The 19,927-nt window shown below is 36.3% G+C and carries 16 protein-coding genes, 2 tRNA genes and 1 pseudogene; 13 read left to right on the forward strand and 6 right to left on the reverse strand.

The genetic code is table 11. The features are described from left to right. Nucleotides 1-18: 18 nt before the first annotated feature. A complete protein-coding gene (locus tag AASI_RS02675; RefSeq protein ID WP_044282759.1) occupies nucleotides 19-1,878 on the forward strand; it encodes a hypothetical protein in 1,860 nt (619 codons plus the stop codon). 234 nt (nucleotides 1,879-2,112) lie between these two features. On the opposite strand, the gene rlmN is transcribed toward AASI_RS02675, so the two are convergent. Further along, a complete protein-coding gene (gene rlmN, locus AASI_RS02680) occupies nucleotides 2,113-3,186 on the reverse strand; it encodes a 23S rRNA (adenine(2503)-C(2))-methyltransferase RlmN (protein WP_202943305.1) in 1,074 nt (357 codons plus the stop codon). Nucleotides 3,187-3,750: 564 nt separating this feature from the next. Here rlmN and AASI_RS02690 point away from each other — a divergent pair. The 3 genes from AASI_RS02690 to AASI_RS02700 all read left to right on the forward strand — a co-directional run bounded on the left by AASI_RS02690 (nucleotide 3,751) and on the right by AASI_RS02700 (nucleotide 8,308). Continuing rightward, the gene (locus AASI_RS02690) at nucleotides 3,751-5,499 is read left to right on the forward strand and encodes an ABC transporter substrate-binding protein (RefSeq protein WP_012472694.1); all 1,749 of its coding nucleotides are present in this window, start codon (nucleotides 3,751-3,753) and stop codon (nucleotides 5,497-5,499) included. 136 nt (nucleotides 5,500-5,635) lie between these two features. Further along, nucleotides 5,636-8,134, forward strand: a complete 2,499-nt coding sequence (gene priA, locus AASI_RS02695; protein ID WP_012472695.1) for a replication restart helicase PriA — start codon at nucleotides 5,636-5,638, stop codon at nucleotides 8,132-8,134. Between the two features lie 99 nt (nucleotides 8,135-8,233). Beyond that, nucleotides 8,234-8,308 (forward strand) — tRNA-Pro (locus AASI_RS02700). A 128-nt stretch (nucleotides 8,309-8,436) separates the two neighbouring features. Here AASI_RS02700 and AASI_RS09055 read toward each other — a convergent pair. Continuing rightward, nucleotides 8,437-8,584: pseudogene (locus AASI_RS09055) on the reverse strand (IS5/IS1182 family transposase); the annotation flags it as partial. A gap of 209 nt (nucleotides 8,585-8,793) precedes the next feature. Between AASI_RS09055 and AASI_RS08780 the strand changes: the two are divergent. Next, nucleotides 8,794-9,021, forward strand: coding sequence for a hypothetical protein (locus tag AASI_RS08780; RefSeq protein ID WP_012472696.1), 228 nt, complete (start codon nucleotides 8,794-8,796; stop codon nucleotides 9,019-9,021). Next, a complete protein-coding gene (locus AASI_RS02710; protein ID WP_012472697.1) occupies nucleotides 8,997-10,115 on the forward strand; it encodes a leucine-rich repeat domain-containing protein in 1,119 nt (372 codons plus the stop codon). Before AASI_RS08780 ends, AASI_RS02710 begins: the two co-directional genes overlap by 25 nt. 12 nt (nucleotides 10,116-10,127) lie before the next feature. Here AASI_RS02710 and AASI_RS09200 read toward each other — a convergent pair whose 3' ends face one another. Further along, nucleotides 10,128-10,256, reverse strand: a complete 129-nt coding sequence (locus AASI_RS09200) for a hypothetical protein (protein WP_262481536.1) — start codon at nucleotides 10,254-10,256, stop codon at nucleotides 10,128-10,130. A 568-nt stretch (nucleotides 10,257-10,824) separates the two neighbouring features. Here AASI_RS09200 and AASI_RS08005 point away from each other — a divergent pair. The 4 genes from AASI_RS08005 to AASI_RS02730 all read left to right on the forward strand — a co-directional run bounded on the left by AASI_RS08005 (nucleotide 10,825) and on the right by AASI_RS02730 (nucleotide 12,500). Next, nucleotides 10,825-10,950 carry a transposase gene (locus tag AASI_RS08005; protein WP_262481542.1) on the forward strand — a complete coding sequence of 42 codons (126 nt, stop codon included), beginning with the start codon at nucleotides 10,825-10,827 and terminating at the stop codon, nucleotides 10,948-10,950. Between the two features lie 146 nt (nucleotides 10,951-11,096). After that, entirely contained in the window at nucleotides 11,097-11,420 is a 324-nt protein-coding gene (locus AASI_RS02720) for an ArsR/SmtB family transcription factor (RefSeq protein WP_012472699.1), read from the forward strand. A gap of 6 nt (nucleotides 11,421-11,426) precedes the next feature. Beyond that, nucleotides 11,427-11,897, forward strand: coding sequence for an SRPBCC family protein (locus tag AASI_RS02725; protein ID WP_012472700.1), 471 nt, complete (start codon nucleotides 11,427-11,429; stop codon nucleotides 11,895-11,897). 21 nt (nucleotides 11,898-11,918) lie between these two features. Further along, nucleotides 11,919-12,500 (forward strand): YdeI/OmpD-associated family protein, encoded by a 582-nt coding sequence (locus AASI_RS02730; protein ID WP_012472701.1) that lies wholly within the window; start codon nucleotides 11,919-11,921, stop codon nucleotides 12,498-12,500. Nucleotides 12,501-12,872: 372 nt separating this feature from the next. On the opposite strand, the gene AASI_RS09060 is transcribed toward AASI_RS02730, so the two are convergent. The 3 genes from AASI_RS09060 to AASI_RS02745 form a co-directional block, all read right to left on the reverse strand. Next, nucleotides 12,873-13,331, reverse strand: a complete 459-nt coding sequence (locus tag AASI_RS09060) for a DUF3861 family protein (protein WP_316936675.1) — start codon at nucleotides 13,329-13,331, stop codon at nucleotides 12,873-12,875. A gap of 43 nt (nucleotides 13,332-13,374) precedes the next feature. After that, nucleotides 13,375-13,947, reverse strand: coding sequence for an NADPH-dependent FMN reductase (locus tag AASI_RS02740; protein ID WP_012472704.1), 573 nt, complete (start codon nucleotides 13,945-13,947; stop codon nucleotides 13,375-13,377). A 275-nt stretch (nucleotides 13,948-14,222) separates the two neighbouring features. Further along, complete coding sequence (locus AASI_RS02745; protein ID WP_012472705.1) at nucleotides 14,223-15,491, reverse strand: M16 family metallopeptidase; 1,269 nt, start codon at nucleotides 15,489-15,491, stop codon at nucleotides 14,223-14,225. 453 nt (nucleotides 15,492-15,944) lie between these two features. Between AASI_RS02745 and AASI_RS02750 the strand changes: the two genes are divergently transcribed. The 3 genes from AASI_RS02750 to AASI_RS02760 all read left to right on the forward strand — a co-directional run bounded on the left by AASI_RS02750 (nucleotide 15,945) and on the right by AASI_RS02760 (nucleotide 19,638). Next, on the forward strand, nucleotides 15,945-16,940 hold the full coding sequence (locus AASI_RS02750; RefSeq protein WP_044282973.1) for a ribonucleoside-diphosphate reductase small subunit: 996 nt from the start codon (nucleotides 15,945-15,947) through the stop codon (nucleotides 16,938-16,940). Between the two features lie 38 nt (nucleotides 16,941-16,978). Next, complete coding sequence (locus tag AASI_RS02755; RefSeq protein ID WP_012472707.1) at nucleotides 16,979-19,351, forward strand: ribonucleoside-diphosphate reductase subunit alpha; 2,373 nt, start codon at nucleotides 16,979-16,981, stop codon at nucleotides 19,349-19,351. Nucleotides 19,352-19,563: 212 nt separating this feature from the next. Further along, nucleotides 19,564-19,638, forward strand: a tRNA-Val gene (locus AASI_RS02760). The last annotated feature ends 289 nt before the right edge of the window (nucleotides 19,639-19,927 follow it).

Below are 19,927 nucleotides of genomic sequence, written 5' to 3' on the forward strand. Positions count from 1 at the left end.
TATCTAAACAAGTAATTTATGAACACATTAACTAGATTATTTACTCAGCTATTTTTTGTAAATCTTATCATGTTTGTGCCTACACAGGCTTCTACTTTGCAGAATATATCTCCTACTACTGATGAAACTATATCATCAGATAAACCTAAAGAGCCCCGCACTGTTGTCTTGCAGGTCCCATTGGACAAGCATGGGGTTGTGACAGTTCACCTTACCCCTACGGAGAAAGAAAAACTCAAGGATTATTTAGATACTACTTCTATGGATAAATTCTTAGCAACACTCCTGGAAGCCATTAGGGATAAAGAATTAACCATCAGGAATGCGGCTAGAGATGCCATGTCTCATCTATTTGTAACAGAACCTAGCTTAGCAAATACTAAAACCCTCCAACTAATAGGAAAACACTTCTTGCAAGGAGATGCCGATCTATGGTTGTGCCAAGGCTTAGATGTACTCACAAGCTTTGCAGAAAGGAATCATAAATTAGCTCCTGCCGGGGTTAAACTGGGGTTTAAGATTATTGAAAAGCAAATGATTGCCAAACGACCTGTCGGCTTGAACAATGAAATGGCACTTCTTTTTTTTATTTCAAAAGCAATAACCTTTAACCCTAATTGCGTTTCTACACTCATACAAATAGCTGAAAAAGATATGAAAGTTTCCCAAGAGGATAGAAACGGATATTATCGGTACTTAATCTTATTCATGTTGGGTGCTGTTGAGCCTCTCAAAGTCATCGAAAAGAATCCAGCATATATTCAAGCTCTTTTTAAGATATCCTTTACATACTACCCAGATCATAGTAATAACGTCAACTTTACAATCAAGGATTTATTTAGTAAAGTTGAAAAAATGAATCCTGCATACAGCAAAGATATATTTGAAACCTTACTGCATAAGACAAGAACACAGATCAAACGAAAAGAATTCAACGAGATTATTCTAACCATTAACAAGTTGAGTTTAATGGTATCTGTAAACGCCGCTTATGCCCCTGAAGTACTACCAGTAGCTCTCCAATTGCTGCAAAGCAACGTACTAATGAGTACAAGGTCTTTTCCTATTCTAGCTAGTATTGTTGACATCAAGTATGATACCTACGATCAACAGGTATTTCATGCCTTGTTAAAAGAGATAGCAGTGAAAGAGAAACAGGATGACTTAACAATGCCTACCATGCTACTCATATTGCGGACGCTGATAGAGCGTCATCCAGCCTTAGCCAAAGAGGCAATAATTCCTGTCAGTCAACTCGTTACGATTCTTGATTATGACTATAAGCATTCACCCAAGCTAAAAACTTTAGCATCTATTATAAAGACTGATCCAACCACTTTACCTCAAGCTTTGAAAGTAGCCAACCAAAAACTAGCAAGCACAGATGATCTAGTTTGCTCAAATGGCTTAGCACTGCTGACCTTCCTTGCCGGTAAGGATCCTGCTCATTATGAGCCTATCTTCCAGCTAGCTGCTGATTTGGTAACAAATAAAAATTGGAGAGTTCGTTTTCATGCTTTGCGTGTTGTTGAAGTCTTAGTAGGACTATATCCTGCTTGTGAACAAAGAACAGTTAGCATAGCTAGCCAAGCTTTTCAAGATAAGGAAATAATAGCACGAAAACGTGTCCTGTTTATCCTGCAAGCCTTAGTAAAGGCAAATACAACTTATATACCGCAGGTATGTGAGATTGCTAGACAAGCTGTACAAGATAGAAATGAGGAAATAAGAAGGTTGAATATCAGTTTGTTAGCAGCCATCTTGCAAGCTGAGCCTAGTTATGCACAAGAGCCAAGTTTTAAGTCTATCCTAGAGCAGGCTCAACTTGATAAAAACAAAGACATACGTAAGTTAGCGGACAATTTATCATCTACCTAATCTATAGCAAGCAGGCGAATGATACCTGCATAACCTACCTCAGAAGGTAACTCATGCGCCAGGCTAGGCAGAAGTAGTGGTGGTGTCAGGGCTTATGTACTGACACAATAATACCTATTTTAGTTTTAGAGACATGGGATTTAGGTGGCGCAATGCAGATGTGTTGATACTCGGTGGAAATGCGATGTCTAAAACAGCAGATCGGTTGTTAGCAGCGTAGAAGTGGCTCGATCTTTAAGCTTGATAAGCTTTTGCCTTGATGCTAGCAGACTTTAACTGGCCACAAGCTGCCATGATATCTTCTCCTCTAGGAGTCCTAACAGGTGCTATATATCCTGCTTTTTCTATAATAGCAGCAAATTGCTTGATATTTGACTCTGTTGAGCACTCAAGCTCGGTTCCTGGCCATGGATTAAATGGGATCAAGTTGATCTTGGCAGGTATGCCTTTGATCAAGTCTACTAATTTTTTAGCATCAGCTGGACTGTCATTGACGCCCTTGAGCATTACGTATTCAAATGTAATTTTTCTACATCCTGTTATTGATGCATAGTCTCTACAGGCTTGGAGTAATTCGTTAATAGGATATTTTTTATTGATGGGTACTAGGTGATTACGCAATTCGTCTGTTACAGCATGTAGAGATATAGCTAGGTTAACACCTAATTCTTCGGCACAACGTTTAATCTGAGGAACTATACCTGAAGTAGACAAGGTAATCTTTTTCCGAGAGATATCAAGCCCTTGCGGGTGCATCATAATCTGGATAGCTTTAGCTACTTGCTCATAGTTAAGGAGCGGTTCACCCATTCCCATCATCACGATATTATTAATTTTTCTGGTAGGAGCATGAGAGGGCCAATCTTGGAGTACATCTTTTGCATGAAGCAGCTGGGCTACTATTTCGCCTGCCCTGAGGTTACGTACCAATGGTTGTGTACCTGTGTGGCAAAACTTACAGTTTAATGTACACCCTACTTGAGAAGAGATACACAGGGTACTGCGGGTTTGCTCGGGTATCCACACCGTTTCTACCTCATTGGCATCGCTGAAGGCAAGTAACCACTTTATTGTCTTATCTTTTGAAATAAGCACTTGATGTTCTTGGGTACGTTCCAAACTATAATGTAGGCCTAGGGTCTCTCTGAATAACAAGGGTACATTATTCATGGTTGAAAAGGATTGTGCGCCTAGCTGATATACCCATCTCCATACCTGGTCTGCACGAAAAGCAGGTTCTTTTAATAGCTCCATGGCTGTGTGTAATTCTTCTATGGTTAAATCAAAGAAATTTTTTGTAGTACCCAACAGTAAAAATGGTTTAAAAGAGTTAAGCTATCCAAGTAGAATAATGGCAAAGTTAGCTAAAATGGCCTTAAAAACAAATGGCCTTTTTAGAATGGCAACTGCTTTACCAAGCAGTCAGATAACTCTACACTAAGGAACTCTGGGGGGTAGGTAATAGGGTAGGCCTAGATCTATTTGAAACGATATATACTAAAACAAAATGAGAATAAGGATTTAGATAATTTGGAAATTGTCGTTAATCCGGCTTGTCCATAGCCGAAGCTATCCTCTTCCAAGTATCAGTAAAAAATTGCATTCATCTAATTACAATAGGTATCTGCATGTCTGTGCAATGTTCTATGAGAAGTGGATTCAACATAGTATGGGTATCTGTATACACTTCATATAATCTTATGTGTTAGAATTGGGCTTTTGATACCTTATCAATTTAAAAATAATTTAATACATTCTATCGCAAATTAGATTCTACTCCATAGTTCCACCATCAACAAATACGCTCAACTCCTAGCAGTTAAAGAAATTTGACTTTACTTTTACAGAGATTAAATACAGGCGGCCAATATAATGTTTAAAAAGCTATTTTATACAAAATCTGTTTTCCTATTGCTTACCTTATCTGCGTATAGCTACGCAGTTGATGCAGCAACATACCAATTAGAAACCTATAAACACGCGAAAAAATATTACAAGAAAGGAGATCATCAAGCTTGCCAGAAACTCTTAACCCCTTTATTAGAATCTCCTTTGGAGACTTCTATTATACCTTACGCATACTTTTTCTATGCCTTATCAGCCTATCGCCAATCTATGCCTGAAGTAGCTGAGCTAACCTTTAATAAGCTCATACAATACTATTCAAATTGGTCCCAACGAAATGAGGTTTTGTACTGGCTTGCACAGCTGCGGTTTGAACAAAAAGATTATATAACAGCTTTTTACTATTTAAAGCAAATTAAAGATAATTCACTAGATACAGCGATCGGCCGAATGAAGGACTATTTTCTTGCACAAACGGAAGATGTAAATCTGTTAGACATACTATTAAGGCATTACCCAACTGATATAACTGTAGCAAAAGCATGGTTATATAGGCAAAGTCAGCTGCCGTTTATGAAGCAAGATGGTAAGCATATTGAGGAAGTAGCCCAAAGATTGGATCTAACTAACCAGCTTTATGATCCGTTACGTGAGCTTACTTCAATAAAAAAAGCTAGCTATCATGTAGCTGTTTTACTTCCTTTTTTCATTAATGAAGTAAACTATGAAGAAAAAACTAGTAACCAGTTTGTCCTAGATTTATATAAAGGAATCCAAGCTGCCACGGAGAAATTGTATCAAGAAGGCATTCATATAATATTGCATGCTTATGATACTCAAAAGAGCGCTACTGTAACAGCACATCTGTTAGATCAAGAGGAAATGAAATATATGGATCTAATTATTGGGCCACTTTATGCCAATACTATTCCATTAGTGTCAGAGTTTGCAAGAAAATATGGTATTAATGTATTCAATCCTCTTTCTGTTAATTCCTATGCTGTAGGAAACAACCCTTTTGTATACTTGCTAAAGCCTAGTTTAGAAACACAAGCTAAGCAGGCAGCTTATTTTACACAGCAATATGCAGATCTTTCTCAAGCACAAATAGGTATTATCTATGGTACTGCTCCAGAAGATTTACTTAAAGCAAGCATTTACAAAGAGTATATGGAGGAATATATAGGGAAAGAAATAGATTTAATATTAGAGTTTCAGCCTCAAACATCACAGCAATTTTTAAGCATGTTTAGAGGAGCAAGCAATAATGTACAGATAAAAACAGCAGATCAAGCAGTCCAGCTAAATAAATGTGTTTTAGATAACCTTACACACATATATATAGCCTCACAAGATGAATTAATTATAGCAAATATCTTAAGTGCTATTCAGATTAGAAAGTTAAAACCCCATATTATAGGCGATGAGGCTTGGCTAAAAAAGTCTTCTGTTACTTTAGACCAACTACAGCGGCTTAAAATAAGCTTTCTTGCACCAGATTACATCGATTATAACCGAGAAAGTTTACATACTTTTAGACAAGATTATTATAATCAATTTGGTGTTTTCCCTAACTATTACGCAGAAGTAGGCTATGATATGATGTCATTTTTAGGAAACATGTTATCGCAGCATGGTATATACTTTCAAAAGCATTGGGGACTAGAGACTTTCGAAGGGCAAATTTTTTCAGGATTCTCTTATGGTAAACATCATGATAATCAACACATACCTATCATAAAGTTTGAGAAGTCAAAGTTTATAGTTTGTAATTAATGGAGCGTCTCATTTACAAGTATATTTTAATTAGCATAGGCTAACTTTATATTGAGTAAAAGGTTTTAACTTGATGCTGCAATTAGATATGTAAACTATATCACACAGCAGACTGTAGGTATAACCATTTAGCCATATGTCAAGTAATATACATAGAGACAGCCCAGGATATTTTGCAGAACTTATTCTGCCTTTGCCTATAGCTAAGCTGCTGACTTATGGCATTCCTTTAAATTTAGTTGATATTGTTAAGCAAGGAAGTCGGGTTATTGTATCACTTGGCAAAAAAAAGATATTAACAGGTATTGTAAATAAGATACATCAAAGAGCACCTAACCATCCTGCCAAGAATATTATTGATGTGTTAGATGAGGAGCCTATTGTTAATACCTACCAACTAGCACTATTTCATTGGATAGCACAATATTACATGTGCTCCGTAGGTGACGTGGTTAAAGCCGCACTTCCCAGTGGATTTAAATTAAGTAGTCAATCAAAAATTTATTTGCATCCTGCTTTTGAAGAAGATAGTATTCCTCTATTAGAAAATGAGCAGTTGATTGTAGCAACTTTAAAAAATGGAAAGCCATTATCGTACCAGCAAATAGAGCAGTTAATCGGGCAGAAAGAGGCCTACAAACAACTTAAAAAGCTTATACATAAGGAAATAATTATACTGGTAGAGGAATTACAAGAAAAGTATGCACCCAAAAAAGAAAAACAAATTGCCCTCAATAAAAATTTTGTAGATAATACTGCTGAGCTTCAAGCTCTTTTTGAAAAATTAGAGAAGAAGCCTAAACAATTAGATGTGTTGCTGCAGTATATGGCACTTGTCTCGACCAATCTGCCAGAACAAACACAAAGCTATTTTATAGCCAAGAAGCAACTATTAGAAAAAGATGTATCTAGTGCTGCCTTACAAAAACTGATTCAACAAGATATTCTAATAGAAAAGGCTGTCATCATATCTAGGCTAGCACAGCTAAAAGCTGTAGCAACACCTCACACAACACTTAGCCCAGCACAAACACAAGCTTTACTATCAATAGAAAACCACTTTAAAACTAAAAATACTGCTTTGTTACATGGCATTACGGGCAGTGGAAAAACAGAAATATATGTTCGCTTGATTCAGTCGGTTCTAGAACAGGATGGGCAAGTTCTTTATCTATTACCTGAAATAGGGTTGGCTACACAAATTGTGCAACGGTTAAATAAAATATTTGGTAATAAAATGGGTGTTTACCATTCCAAATATGCTAGCAATGAGAGAGTAGAAATCTGGAATAACGTATTGCAAAATAATGTTCAATTAGTTATAGGCGCACGTTCTGCTTTATTTTTACCTTTCGATAGGTTGCAGCTTATTATTGTTGATGAAGAGCACGAAACAGCCTATAAACAGCTAGATGCCATTCCACGGTACCATGCACGTGATGCAGCACTTATGCTAGCCACCTTTCATCAGGCGAAGGTACTGCTGGGTTCTGCTACGCCAGCCATTGAAACATACTATAATGCACAGCAAGGAAAATATGGCTTAGTAAAGCTTACAGAAAGATTTAATCAGACTCCCTTGCCTCGTATTGAGTTAGTTAATTTACGTACCGAACAACAACGAAAAGGGATTCAAGGAGAGTTTACTAGTATTCTACTACAAAAATTAGAATCTATACTTCAGCAGCAAGAACAAGCCATTATATTTCAGAATAGGAGAGGTTATGCTTCTTACTTATTATGTCAGACTTGTGCTGAAGTACCAACCTGCCAGCAGTGTTCTGTAAGCCTTACATACCATCAGTTTAGAGATGCTTTAGTTTGTCACTATTGTGGTTTTCATTGCAAGGTACCACCTTTATGTCCAGTATGTGATGCTCCCACTTTAAAAAATGTAGGGTTTGGAACAGAAAAGATAGAAGAAACGCTACAGCACTTTTTTCCTAATAAGCGTGTACAACGTATGGATTTAGATACTACCAGGCGTAAACATAGCTATGAGCAAATTATTGACAATTTAGAAAGTGGTCAAACCGATATATTGGTAGGCACACAAATGATTACAAAAGGGTTAGACTTTGGGCAAGTATCTTTAGTAGGTGTATTAGATGTAGATAGGCTACTATATTTTCCAGACTTTAGAGCCAATGAGCGTTGCTTTCAACTAATTACACAAGTAAGTGGCCGGGCAGGAAGAAGGGGTAAGCAAGGGCAAGTACTTATTCAAACTACAAATCCACAGCTTCCCATCTTACAAGATATTATTAATTATGATTATGAGCAGATGTACACCCAAGAACTGGGGGAACGTCAAAAATTTCGTTATCCTCCATATATAAGGTTGATAAAAATAACTTGTCAGCATACCAATGAGCGTTTGGTAAAAGAATGTGCCCAAGTTCTCGCTGGGTACCTTTGTAAATTAGTGAGTGAGGATAATATCTTAGGGCCACAAGCGCCACTGGTAGCCAAAGTCAGAAATCAGTATCGTATAGATACTTGGGTAAAGCTTGCAAAATCATCGGAACCTGTACTGCTGGCTATTAAGCAACAGATTCAGCAAGCAACTAAAAGCTTAACATCCGAGAAGCAATTTAGACAGATCAGAATTATATTTGATGTAGATCCGATATAGTGTTTTAGTATAAAAACCATATTTATCATCAAGGAGCAACATAAAATTGAAAATTTGTATACAGGATTTTCATGTTTTTGTTACCTTTATCGCTGCCTTCGGGATGTGGCGCAGTCCGGTTAGCGCACTCGTTTAGGGTACGAGAGGCCGTGGGTTCAAATCCCGCCATCCCGACTACTTATAATACTTGATTTCTTCTGTATAGCGTTTTGTATCTACCCCGCTAATATATGCAGTTTATCAACTATCATACTTTTAAGTAAAGCTTAAGGTATGATGAGATTGTTCTATAGCTTTTGTTATCCTTGATAGCAACTATCTCCTAGCTTGATGTTCCTTTTTGCTAAAGATTTCTCTGTTTTACGGGTTCTAAAATCATGTATTTCCCCTTTATGTGACTTGTAAACTGTTAGTATCCTATCATCCTATAACTATCTCTGTTTTAATAGTAGACGTGGGTGTTTGGCATCTACCTCATGGAAGGTATATAATCGCTTACAATTAAACATATATTATCAAAGAAAAATTTGAAGTAAGGAGAGATGGGATATGAAGTCTAAGGAACCGAAAACATGTGATAAGGATTATACGGGATTAAATGTTCTTTTCTTGCATTTAAGTTAAATAAAAATTACTATGTGTCCTTGCTAAATAAAAATATGAAAAAACATTACTCTTTGCCTCTGCCAATAATGGTATGCTTTTTATTGATAAGCTTATTCTTACAAAGCTGTGGAGGTTCAACCAATCTACCTATTCAAGAAGAAGAAAGAGAACAGATAGAGATAGAAAGCCAAGTATCCATAATAGGAGGAGAAGAGGGGCAAGAAGATACTTCTTTACCAATTCTTATGCCAGAGCTATGGCAATCATCTTCTCATACTTAGACTTTGAAAATGTACTGGCAGCAAGAGTAGTTAACACTGAATGGAACAAGCTCATTACAGGCTTTAGTCAAGCAGGTATAGTGGGTGTGGAGAATAAGCCTTGTCATATTATTGACACAAGGGGCTGGGTAATAAGCAAAGAAATAGATTTTAAAAAGTTAAAGTTAGAAGATTTGACTCCTACAACCATACCTAGTTTTACTTTTTATTGCTTAATGGGATGTGTCAGAAATTTACCCCAAGAGTATTGGCCTTATTTACAAAAGGCCAGTGTACATACGATTAATTTAAGGGATAATCAAATAGGAGCTCACGGCGCCGTAGAGTTTGCACACGCTTTACAGGGAACGCACGTTCATACGGTTAATTTAGGTATAAACGAAATCGGTGCACGAGGGGCTATAGCATTTGCTAAGCATTTACAGGGAACGTGCGTGCATACGGTTCATTTAATATATAATCAAATAGGCGACCAAGGGGTAGAAGGATTTGCTAAGCACCTGCAGGGAACTTGCGTGCATACAGTCTATTTAGGCGAGAATGAAATAGGTGCTCAGGGAATAGAAGCATTTACTAAACATTTGCAGGGGACACAAGTGCATACGGTTGATTTAGATACAAATGAAATAGGTATTCAAGGCGCAGAAGGATTCGCGAGGCTCTTACAGGGAACAAACGTTCAGAAGATTAATTTAAGTGGGAATCAAATAGGCGCACAAGGCGCAGAAGCACTTGCTAAACAGTTACAGGGGACGCGTGTTCATACGGTTGATTTAAGTTGGAATAGAATAGGGGACCAAGGTGCAGAAGCATTGGCTAAGCACCTGCAGGGAACGCGTGTTCATACGGTTAATTTAAGCTGGAATCAAATAGGCGGTCAAGGAGCTATAGAATTTGCTAAGCATTTACAGGGAGCACAGGCGCATACGGTTAATTTGAGATCCAATCAAATAGGCGCTCAAGGCGCAGAAGGATTTGCGAGGCTCTTGCAGGGGACAAACGTTCATACGGTAGAATTAAGCGAGAATCAAATAGGTCCTGATGTACAAAGGCTACTCGTAGAACAATATCCGCATATTAAGTGGGGATTTTAAAATACTAACCATTTATATAGCATTTGCTGTATCTACAACCTCATAAGCAGGAGTATCAGCCTTCAAGATAATACTTTGATATTTTAAATAGCGATAAAAGGTAGGAATAGAAATATTCAGCTGCTCACATATATCAAGCACGTTTAGAGTGCCCTCTTTATACAAAGCAGCAGTGGAGGTAGCATTTAAAAAAGATCATTTATTTTAAGTCACTTTAGGATTATGAGTATAGAGATGAGGAGATGCAAGAGTATTTTTTAATTGAAATAGATAGGGTCGTGCACTTTTAGAAATCTCCAACTCTACTATGTCACTGCTGTCACTATGTTTTATATTCTTGCAGAAGCCACTAAGGCTAATTAAAGAAAACCGCCTGATTCTTCTTCTATACTATACACACGAGAAACCAATTTTTTAGCGGCCTCTTCAAATGCACCTGCTGGTCCAAATAGGAAGAGAATAGTTAAATATACCTCACTTTATTTGCAAGCAATGTCTACATTAGCTTATAGACCTTGCAAAAGTTGATAATGCAATCTTACCACTATGCTAGTACAACCTACATAAGGCCAGAGCCACCTAATCCTATTTGGCTCTAATCTCATTCAGATGATCAACCTCTTGTACGCTTGTCAGTTATTGTTCCTTGGCAGGGTATAGAAACCAGTTTTAACCACTCTATGCGTGTGTAGGCTGCCTTAGCCATCCCATCAGAAAGATGGCTGGCTTACTCTTATTGCAACATATCTATAAGCTGAGTGATGAAAAAGTAGTAGGTATATGTGAACAAAATGTCTACTTCCAATACTTCACCGGAGAAGCAACCTTCCAATGAAACCAGCCTTGTGCAGCCAGTGACTTGGTACACTTTAGAAAACGTATAGGAGAAGTAGAGATAAGCTATCTGTCTAGGATTTCTATCAACAAAAAATTTGCGTAGCTAAATAGCTACATATATATTTGCAGTCAAATAGCTACGCAATGAAACTAAGACGAGATGTATTTCAAGCCATAGCAGACCCGACAAGAAGGGCTATCCTTTTATTGGTGGCCTCACAATCGATGACAGCAGGTGCGATAGCCGTAAACTTTGACACAGCTAGACCGACCGTTTCAAAACACCTGCAGATACTCACCGAGTGCGCATTGCTTGAACAAGAACAAAACGGCAGGGAAATTTACTATCACATAAATGCAAAAAAAATAAAAGAAGTAGCCGACTTTATTGAACCATTTCGCAAGATGTGGGAGGATAGGTTTAATAAATTAGAAACCATAATGAAAAAATACACATCACAAGAATAGAATAATATGGAACAAAAAACAAAAATCAATGCCGAAGGCGGCAAACAGGAATTAGTGATTACAAGGGAATTTAATTTGCCGTTGGAATTACTTTTTAGAGCGTATGTAGAGTCTGACATTGTTGAACAATGGATGACAACGAAAGTGCTGAAACTCGAAAGTAAAAAGCATGGCTGTTACCAATTGGAATCAACCGATGCTCAGGGAAATGTGGTATTTCAGGCCAATGGGGTAATCCATGAGTTTCGCCCAAACCAGAAAATCACACGGACATTTGAAATGGAGAATACATCTTTTTTTGGCGTTCAGCTTGAGTTATTAGAATTTGAAAAACTTACTGACAACACCAGTAAACTAAACATGCACATAATTTATGAATCGGTTGCACAAAGAGATCAGGTGCTGAAAATAGGGATGGTACAGGGCATAAACATGGCACATAACCGATTACAAGACATAGCAAACAAATTAAAATAACATACTATAACAAATAATAGAATGAACCCTAAGGTCGATGTATATTTAAGTAAAGCCAAAAAGTGGCAGGAAGAATTGGAGAAATTGAGAATGATCATTCTTGACTGCCAGCTGACTGAAGAATTGAAGTGGGGTGTTCCTTGTTACACGTTTCAGAAAAGTAACATAGTTTTAATACATGTATTTAAAGAATACTGTGCGATTTTGTTTTTCAAAGGTGCCTTGTTAAATGATGACAATCATATCCTAATCAAACCTGGGAAGAATATGCAGGCGGGGCGCCAGATCCGGTTCACTAATATCCGAGAAATAGTTGAGATGGAAGACATTGTGAAAGCCTATATTTATGAAGCCATTGAAGTGGAAAAATCTGGTTTGAAAGTGAATTATAAAAAGACTACAGAATTCATAATTCCTGAAGAATTTCAAAATAAATTAGATGAAATCTCTGCCTTGAAAACTGCTTTTAATGCATTGACACCAGGACGGCAAAGAGCATACATCCTCTATTTTTCTGCGCCCAAACAATCTAAAACTCGGCAGTCAAGAGTTGAAAAATGTATGCAGCAAATTTTCAATGGAAAGGGATTAAATGATCAGTAATTTCGATGAGAAAATAAATTAATCAAATTTTAAGGTATTGTCTCACTTTGCGTTTATTCGAGCTTTTTTTGGGGTACAGGTAACACTCAATCAAATAATATAAAAATGGGAAAGCCTAAAACATATCAGAAAAGAAAAAAAGAATGGGCTTATGCCGATTTCTTTGTTGCTATGTCGAGAGCATCATCTTTGTGTATCGCATCGGATGATAGCTCCCTCATTGGTATCTCTGATTCTGATTGTGGTATCGTGGTATTTCAGCCCTGCAGATAGGTAAATCATTTCAGTTAATCCATGTCCTTCAGCTTTGCATAAAAATATCTAAAACCGTTTCCTGTTTTACAAAAAGAGTTTGGCTTGTTTGAAAAATGGTTAGAATATCATCATCCGAGAACCAAAGAAGAATGGATAAAATTGTTCAAGGAAACGTTTCATTTTACAGGTGGTGAAATCGTTAATGAGTTTTTGATGAGTATAGGTTGTTTGTGTGGTGCATATTTCGGAAGCTGTCATATTTACAAAGAAATTTTGAAACAAAAATATTCCTTTGTAAATGGTTACACTAACATAAAGCTGTTTGAGGCTTTTCATGACTAAACCAAACGCAGGAAAAAACTCCTTAAAAAGCAGATGATTACGGTTTTTGGTCATTACTTCACTAAAACTTTTTAACCCAATAGCAAACTGTACTGATTGATTTACATTATCAAAAGGATCTGTTTCTTTCATATTGCTCAATAATTCCATCATGCTTATCAAACTAGGTTCTTGAGATAGTTCTTTGCCACTAGCTAATTCTAACTGTTCTAAGCTTATCCTATAGTTATTGATCCTTTAATTATTTTATTACTAATTGACTGGTTTTTCTTCCACCCTATGATTCTACCCTTCTTAATATCTTTGACACCTGACAGTAGCGTTCTAGTTCAATAAGCATAGCCTGTGCTGATTTAGTTATGTGTTGGTCTGGCACAAACTCCCCTTGATCATTGAAGAATTTACTAAAAAAGGGAATATTTACAGATTCAGTCAAGATAAGCATATGCATAGCAGCGACAACCTGCTTAAGCATCTGCATGGAACGCATACCTCCAGAAATACCACCATAACTTACAAAAGATATAGGCTTGTACATCCATTCATTGAATAGAAAATCCATGGCATTTTTAATAGGTGCAGGAAATCCATTGTTGTATTCTGCAAGTACAATTATAAAGGCATCAGCAGCGTCAATTTTGGTACTCCATCTTTTAGTATGCTCATGTTGATATTGTTGTTGTCGAGGGTAGTTAGGCTCATCTAGCAATGGAAGGTTAACTTCAGCCAAGTCAATAAGTTCTACATTAAACCTACCTGCTTCTTGTGCTAGTTTAGTAATCCAGTTAGCAACCAAAATACCTTGTCTTTCAGGCCTTGTTGTGGAGGTAATAATCTTTAAATTATTCATGATAATATGGCTACTCTTTTGTAGTAGATGATGATTGATTAGAAAAAGTGAAAATATGCTTTTGGCTTATACTTATAGAATAATATATCTGTAGAATTTATTACATAATACGGTTAAAGCATTACCTATACTTTCCATCAGATGGTACCTAATATATTTTATATTATGAACTATTAACGCCTTTAGCTGATCACTTTTTACTGTTTACTTTATGAGCATGGATAAGCTTGTTAAGTATGCCTCATCGAATCTTTATAAGCACTAAATTAAGTACATTATCCTACCCTTACCTCAGTTAGGCTCTCTAACGCTAAATAAGTATTAGCTATCTCCTTAATTCTAGCAGGCGTAATTTGTTGTAACGTATGATAGAAATCTTCATAAAATTCCTGGGATAGTCCATACAAATGTGCTTCTTTGAACCGTTGCATAATAGAAAAGGGGTCATTGATGCTTGTTAGAAAATTCCCAATCATATAATTTTTAAGTGTTGTGAGCTCTTCTAAATCTACCTCTTCAGTTTGCAATATTTTTATTTCGCGATAGATTTCCTCACAAGTTTGTTCTGCAAATTCTTGAATGGCTTCTGTGCTGATAAGGAAGTAGGTGGTTTCTTTTAATGGCAGCATAGTAGCGTGTATATTGTATGTATATCCTTTTTCCTCACGGATATTGCGCATAAGTCTTGAACCAAAATAGCCACCCAACAATTCAGTAACAATATACATAGCTAAGTAGTCTGGATGTGTTTTTGGAAACAATAACTTTCCTATACAAATAGCACTTTGTAAGCTGCCTTCCTTTTGTACATGTATTCTGGAAGGTGACTTTATTGACAAAGGATAGTTAGGCCTGTTCGCTGGCTTGGATGGTATATGAGATAGTAGCTGCTGCACATATTGGATATGTTGCTCCGTAACTTGCCCGCTTAACAATACCTGACAGTCTGCTAAAAGTTGATTTTTGTAAAAAGATATTAAATGGTCTGTTGTAACAATTGCTATGTCTGCGGCTGTAAGGCTGTATCCATATGGATGCGCTTTTCCTAATAAAGCTTCTTTAAAGCGTTTATGGGCTACTTGGCTGCTTTTTTCATCTTCCACCTTAAGAGCTTGGACTCTTAGTTTCTGTAAAAGATTTAATTGCGTTTGAGGAAAAGTTGATGTTGTAAGTAGCTCTGTTAGCAGATCAAGCATTACAACAAAATGCTTAGATAGACATACTAGCTCAATACTACAATAGTCTACCCTTGTAATAATGCTTAAGTTAGCACCATAATAATCGATATAAGCAGCAATCTCCTGAGCAGTCTTGTTTAAAGTTCCTTCAGTTAACATTTTAGCTGCAAAATAAGCAATACCATTTTGTGGTTCATACCAACTGCCAGCTTCCGATAGTAAACTTAATTTAATAATAGGCATATCCCCTTGATTAAGTATAAAAAGAGGTATACCTACATCCGTTTTAACAGTTGTAGGCCATGGAAATGAGATGTTGTCAATAGTTTTAAAAGTAGGTGGTATTTTTCTGTCTAATAGCGTCATGTAGTTAATAGATATAATTGAGATAAGCTGCAATATAAATAAAAAGCTTGTTGGTTCATGTTACTTTAAAGCATAACCATAGTCTAAGGCAATAGTATGCTAACGCTATAAATATTTACTCAACTACTCGGCAGTGCATCACCATAAAAACATTTTAATTGTACTTAATAGGTTATTGGTTTTTTTATGAATTCTCTGTCAGCAATTTTCTATGGATTTCTACCAATAAAATAGCCTATAAATGCTTGATACTAACAAAATACAAATTGTACTTTTCAAAGTTTTTAAAAAATAACGTTGTTCTTTTAGATGGCTTTACTTAGGTTTGTAAAGTCTGGTAGACCTAGGTATATCACTTAAATAAGCCTGTTTGTACAAATTTTGTTAATAGCGAGCTTATTTGTTCCCACGCAGTTAGAAATTGTATTTATTAAAGTATTTAAAACCCAATTTATGCAAACTAAACCAACTTCAACACTAGAACCTATTTTACAGGAAAACAAAAATAGATTCGTATTATTCCCAATAGAACATCATGATATTTGGGAATTTTATAAGAAAGCAGAAGCAAGCTTTTGGACAGCTGAAGAAATTGACTTAGGGCAAGATTTAAAGGATTGGGCAAACTTGAACGATGGAGAAAGACATTTTATTTCTCACGTGCTTGCTTTCTTTGCTGCTAGCGACGGTATCGTTAACGAAAATTTAGCAGAGAATTTTGTGGCAGAGGTACAATATACAGAAGCTAAGTTTTTTTATGGCTTCCAAATAGCTGTAGAAAACATCCATTCAGAAACTTATTCTCTACTAATTGATACCTATATTAAAGATCCACAAGAAAGAGATAAATTATTCAACGCTATTGATACGCTGGATTGTGTAAAAAAGAAAGCAGATTGGGCATTGCGTTGGATCGAACAAGCTAGCTTTGCTGAGAGGCTTGTTGCTTTTGCTGCTGTAGAAGGAATATTCTTTTCTGGAAGCTTTTGCTCTATTTTTTGGCTGAAGAAAAGAGGCTTAATGCCTGGATTGAGTTTTTCTAATGAACTTATTTCTAGAGACGAAGGATTGCATTGTGATTTTGCTTGTTTGTTATATGCCAATCACCTTCAAAACAAGCTACCTGAAGAAAGAGTAAGAGAAATTATTACAGACGCTGTAGCTATTGAAAAGGAGTTTGTCACCGATGCCTTACCAGTAAAACTTATTGGTATGAATGCTGACTTGATGAGTCAATATATAGAATTTGTGGCAGACAGGCTCTTGTTAGAACTAGGCTGTTCTAAGGTGTACAATGCAACTAATCCTTTTGATTTTATGGAAATGATTTCACTACAAGGAAAAACTAATTTCTTTGAAAAACGAGTAGGAGAGTATCAAAAGGCAGGTGTTATGAAAAAAGAAGAAGAGAAAACCACAGAGAGATTCTCTTTAGATATAGACTTTTAATAAGCTTTTGTAATTTCGAATAGCTAAAGACTTTAATTATGTTAGTTGTAAAAAGAGATGGTAGATACGAATCAGTTAAGTTTGATAAGATTACCGCAAGAATTGAAAAGCTTTGTACTGGCTTAAATACAGATTATATTAACCCAGTAGATATTGCTATGAAGGTTATTGCTGGTATTTATGACAAAGTAACTACAGTAGAATTAGATAACCTAGCTGCAGAAATAGCAGCTTCTATGGCTACCAAGCATCCAGATTATACTGTTTTAGCTGCACGTATTGCTGTTTCTAACCTTCATAAAGTTACTAGTGAGTCTTTTTCTAATACAATGAAGTGGCTTTATACTTATATAGATCCAAAAACAGGAGAAAACGCTTCTCTTATTGCTTCGGATGTTTATAAGGTTATTAGAGAACATGCTGCTTTACTAGATAAGACCATTGTATATAAACGTGACTATGATTATGACTACTTTGGTTTTAAGACATTAGAAAGGTCCTACCTACTCAAAATTAATGGTAAGATAGTTGAGCGGCCACAACATATGCTCATGCGTGTGGCAGTGGGTATTCATAAAGAAGATATAGAAGCAGCCATTCAAACATATCATTTACTATCAGAAAGGTGGTTTACACATGCTACACCTACACTATTTAATGCTGGTACACCCAAACCTCAGCTGTCTTCTTGTTTTCTGTTAACAATGAAAGAAGATAGCATTGAAGGAATCTATGATACCCTAAAACAATGTGCACAAATATCACAGTCTGCAGGAGGAATTGGCTTAAGCATACATAATATTCGTGCTACAGGCTCTTATATCAAAGGAACTAACGGTATTTCCAATGGTATTGTTCCCATGCTTAGAAACTTTGATATGACTGCTCGTTATGTAGATCAGGGAGGTGGAAGGAGAAAAGGAAGCTTTGCTATTTATTTAGAACCTTGGCATTCGGATATTTTTGAATTTTTAGATCTAAGGAAAAACCATGGTAAAGAAGAATTGCGTGCACGTGATCTATTCTATGCACTCTGGATTCCTGATCTGTTTATGCAGCGTGTAGAAAACAATGAAGAATGGTCGTTGTTTTGCCCGAATGAATCGCCTGGTTTAGCCGATTGTTATGGAGAAGAATTTGAAAGGCTTTATAAAAAATATGAGCGAGAAGGCAAGGCTAGGAAATCTGTGAAAGCACAAGAGTTATGGTTTGCAATTCTAGAAGCACAAATAGAAACAGGCATGCCTTTTATGCTATATAAAGATAGTGCTAACAGAAAATCAAACCAGCAGAACTTAGGTACTATCAAATCTAGTAACCTATGCACTGAGATTATAGAGTTCACTTCTCCAGAAGAAGTGGCTGTATGTAACTTGGCTTCTATTGCTTTGCCTAAGTTTATCAATCAGGCAGGTAAATTTGACCACCAGAAGCTTTATGAGATAACATATGTAATTACCAAAAACCTGAATAAGATCATTGATATCAACCATTATCCGGTACCTGAGGCAAGAACTTCTAACTTTAGACATCGGCCTATTGGTATTGGTGTACAAGGGCTGGCAGATACCTTCCTTCGGTTACGTATGCCGTTTGATTCTCCTGAGGCACGTGGATTAAATAAAGATATATTTGAAACCATTTATTTTGCAGCTATGACCGCTTCTAAGGACTTAGCTAAACAATACGGTCCTTATGAAACTTTCAAAGGTTCTCCTATTTCAAAAGGTATATTCCAATTTGATATGTGGGGCGTTGAACCTAGCTCTGGTAGATGGGATTGGGAAACTTTAAGAAAAGAGGTTCAACTTCATGGTGTACGTAACTCATTACTACTAGCACCTATGCCAACTGCATCTACCTCGCAAATACTAGGCAATAATGAATGTTTTGAGCCATATACCTCTAACATTTATACTAGAAGGGTACTTTCAGGTGAGTTTATTGTTGTCAATAAGCATCTTTTAACCGATCTAATTAACTTAGGATTATGGGATGAGAATATGAAAAACGAGTTAATTGCAGCAAATGGCTCAGTACAGCGTATAGATCGTATACCGCAACATATTAAGGAATTACATAGAACTGTATGGGAGATTCCACAAAAGGCAATTATTGATATGGCAGCTGATAGAGGCGCCTTTATCTGTCAAAGCCAAAGCATGAACATACATCTGTTAGATGCTAATTTTGCTAAGCTTACTTCCATGCATTTCTATGCCTGGAAAAAGGGGCTTAAAACGGGTTTATATTATCTAAGAACCAGGCCAGCTGCTGATGCTATTAAATTTACTTTGCAAAAAGAGCAGGCATTGAATGATATACCTGTACCTCAGAAAAAGGTTGAGCAGCAAGTCTCTATGGTATGTGATGCAGAAGATTCTGAAGATTGCTTAGTATGTGGAAGCTAAGGAGTAAGCTCTCGAACAATAATAGTCTGAATGAGTAACTTGCTTTATCTAATAAATATTAAAGTGCTATTTGATAAGCAGGAAATTAATAGAAACAATAATTCATAAAAGCTTACTTTTATAATTTAGCAGAGTTAATAACACATTTTTTATAGATAAGTGTTTAAAACATTCCTAAGTTTATTTATATTTGCATACTAGTTTTATACAAAGGGTTCTTAGCTCAGTTGGTTCAGAGCATCTGCCTTACAAGCAGAGGGTCGTAGGTTCGAATCCTACAGAGCCCACTTTACTTCAATAAGTAAAGTATATAGTTTCTACTTACCCTGGCGTGATTTTAACTTTTGAGATCGCACTATTTTACCACTAAGTCCTTTTTTACTTATCTTTGATTTCTCAATATTTTTGGTATTTATACAATTCTAGTGTCACCTATATATAGCATCTTGATCTTATTGTAGTTTAGTAACACAAAAATAACTGTCATACTCTATATGTATAAAATTATGTCTAACGGAGGACCACTCTTCTCGTGCTGCATAAGTATATAAGAAAATATAGCTTTCTAGGCATCTC

Source organism: Candidatus Amoebophilus asiaticus 5a2, assembly GCF_000020565.1.
Classification (GTDB): domain Bacteria; phylum Bacteroidota; class Bacteroidia; order Cytophagales; family Amoebophilaceae; genus Amoebophilus; species Amoebophilus asiaticus.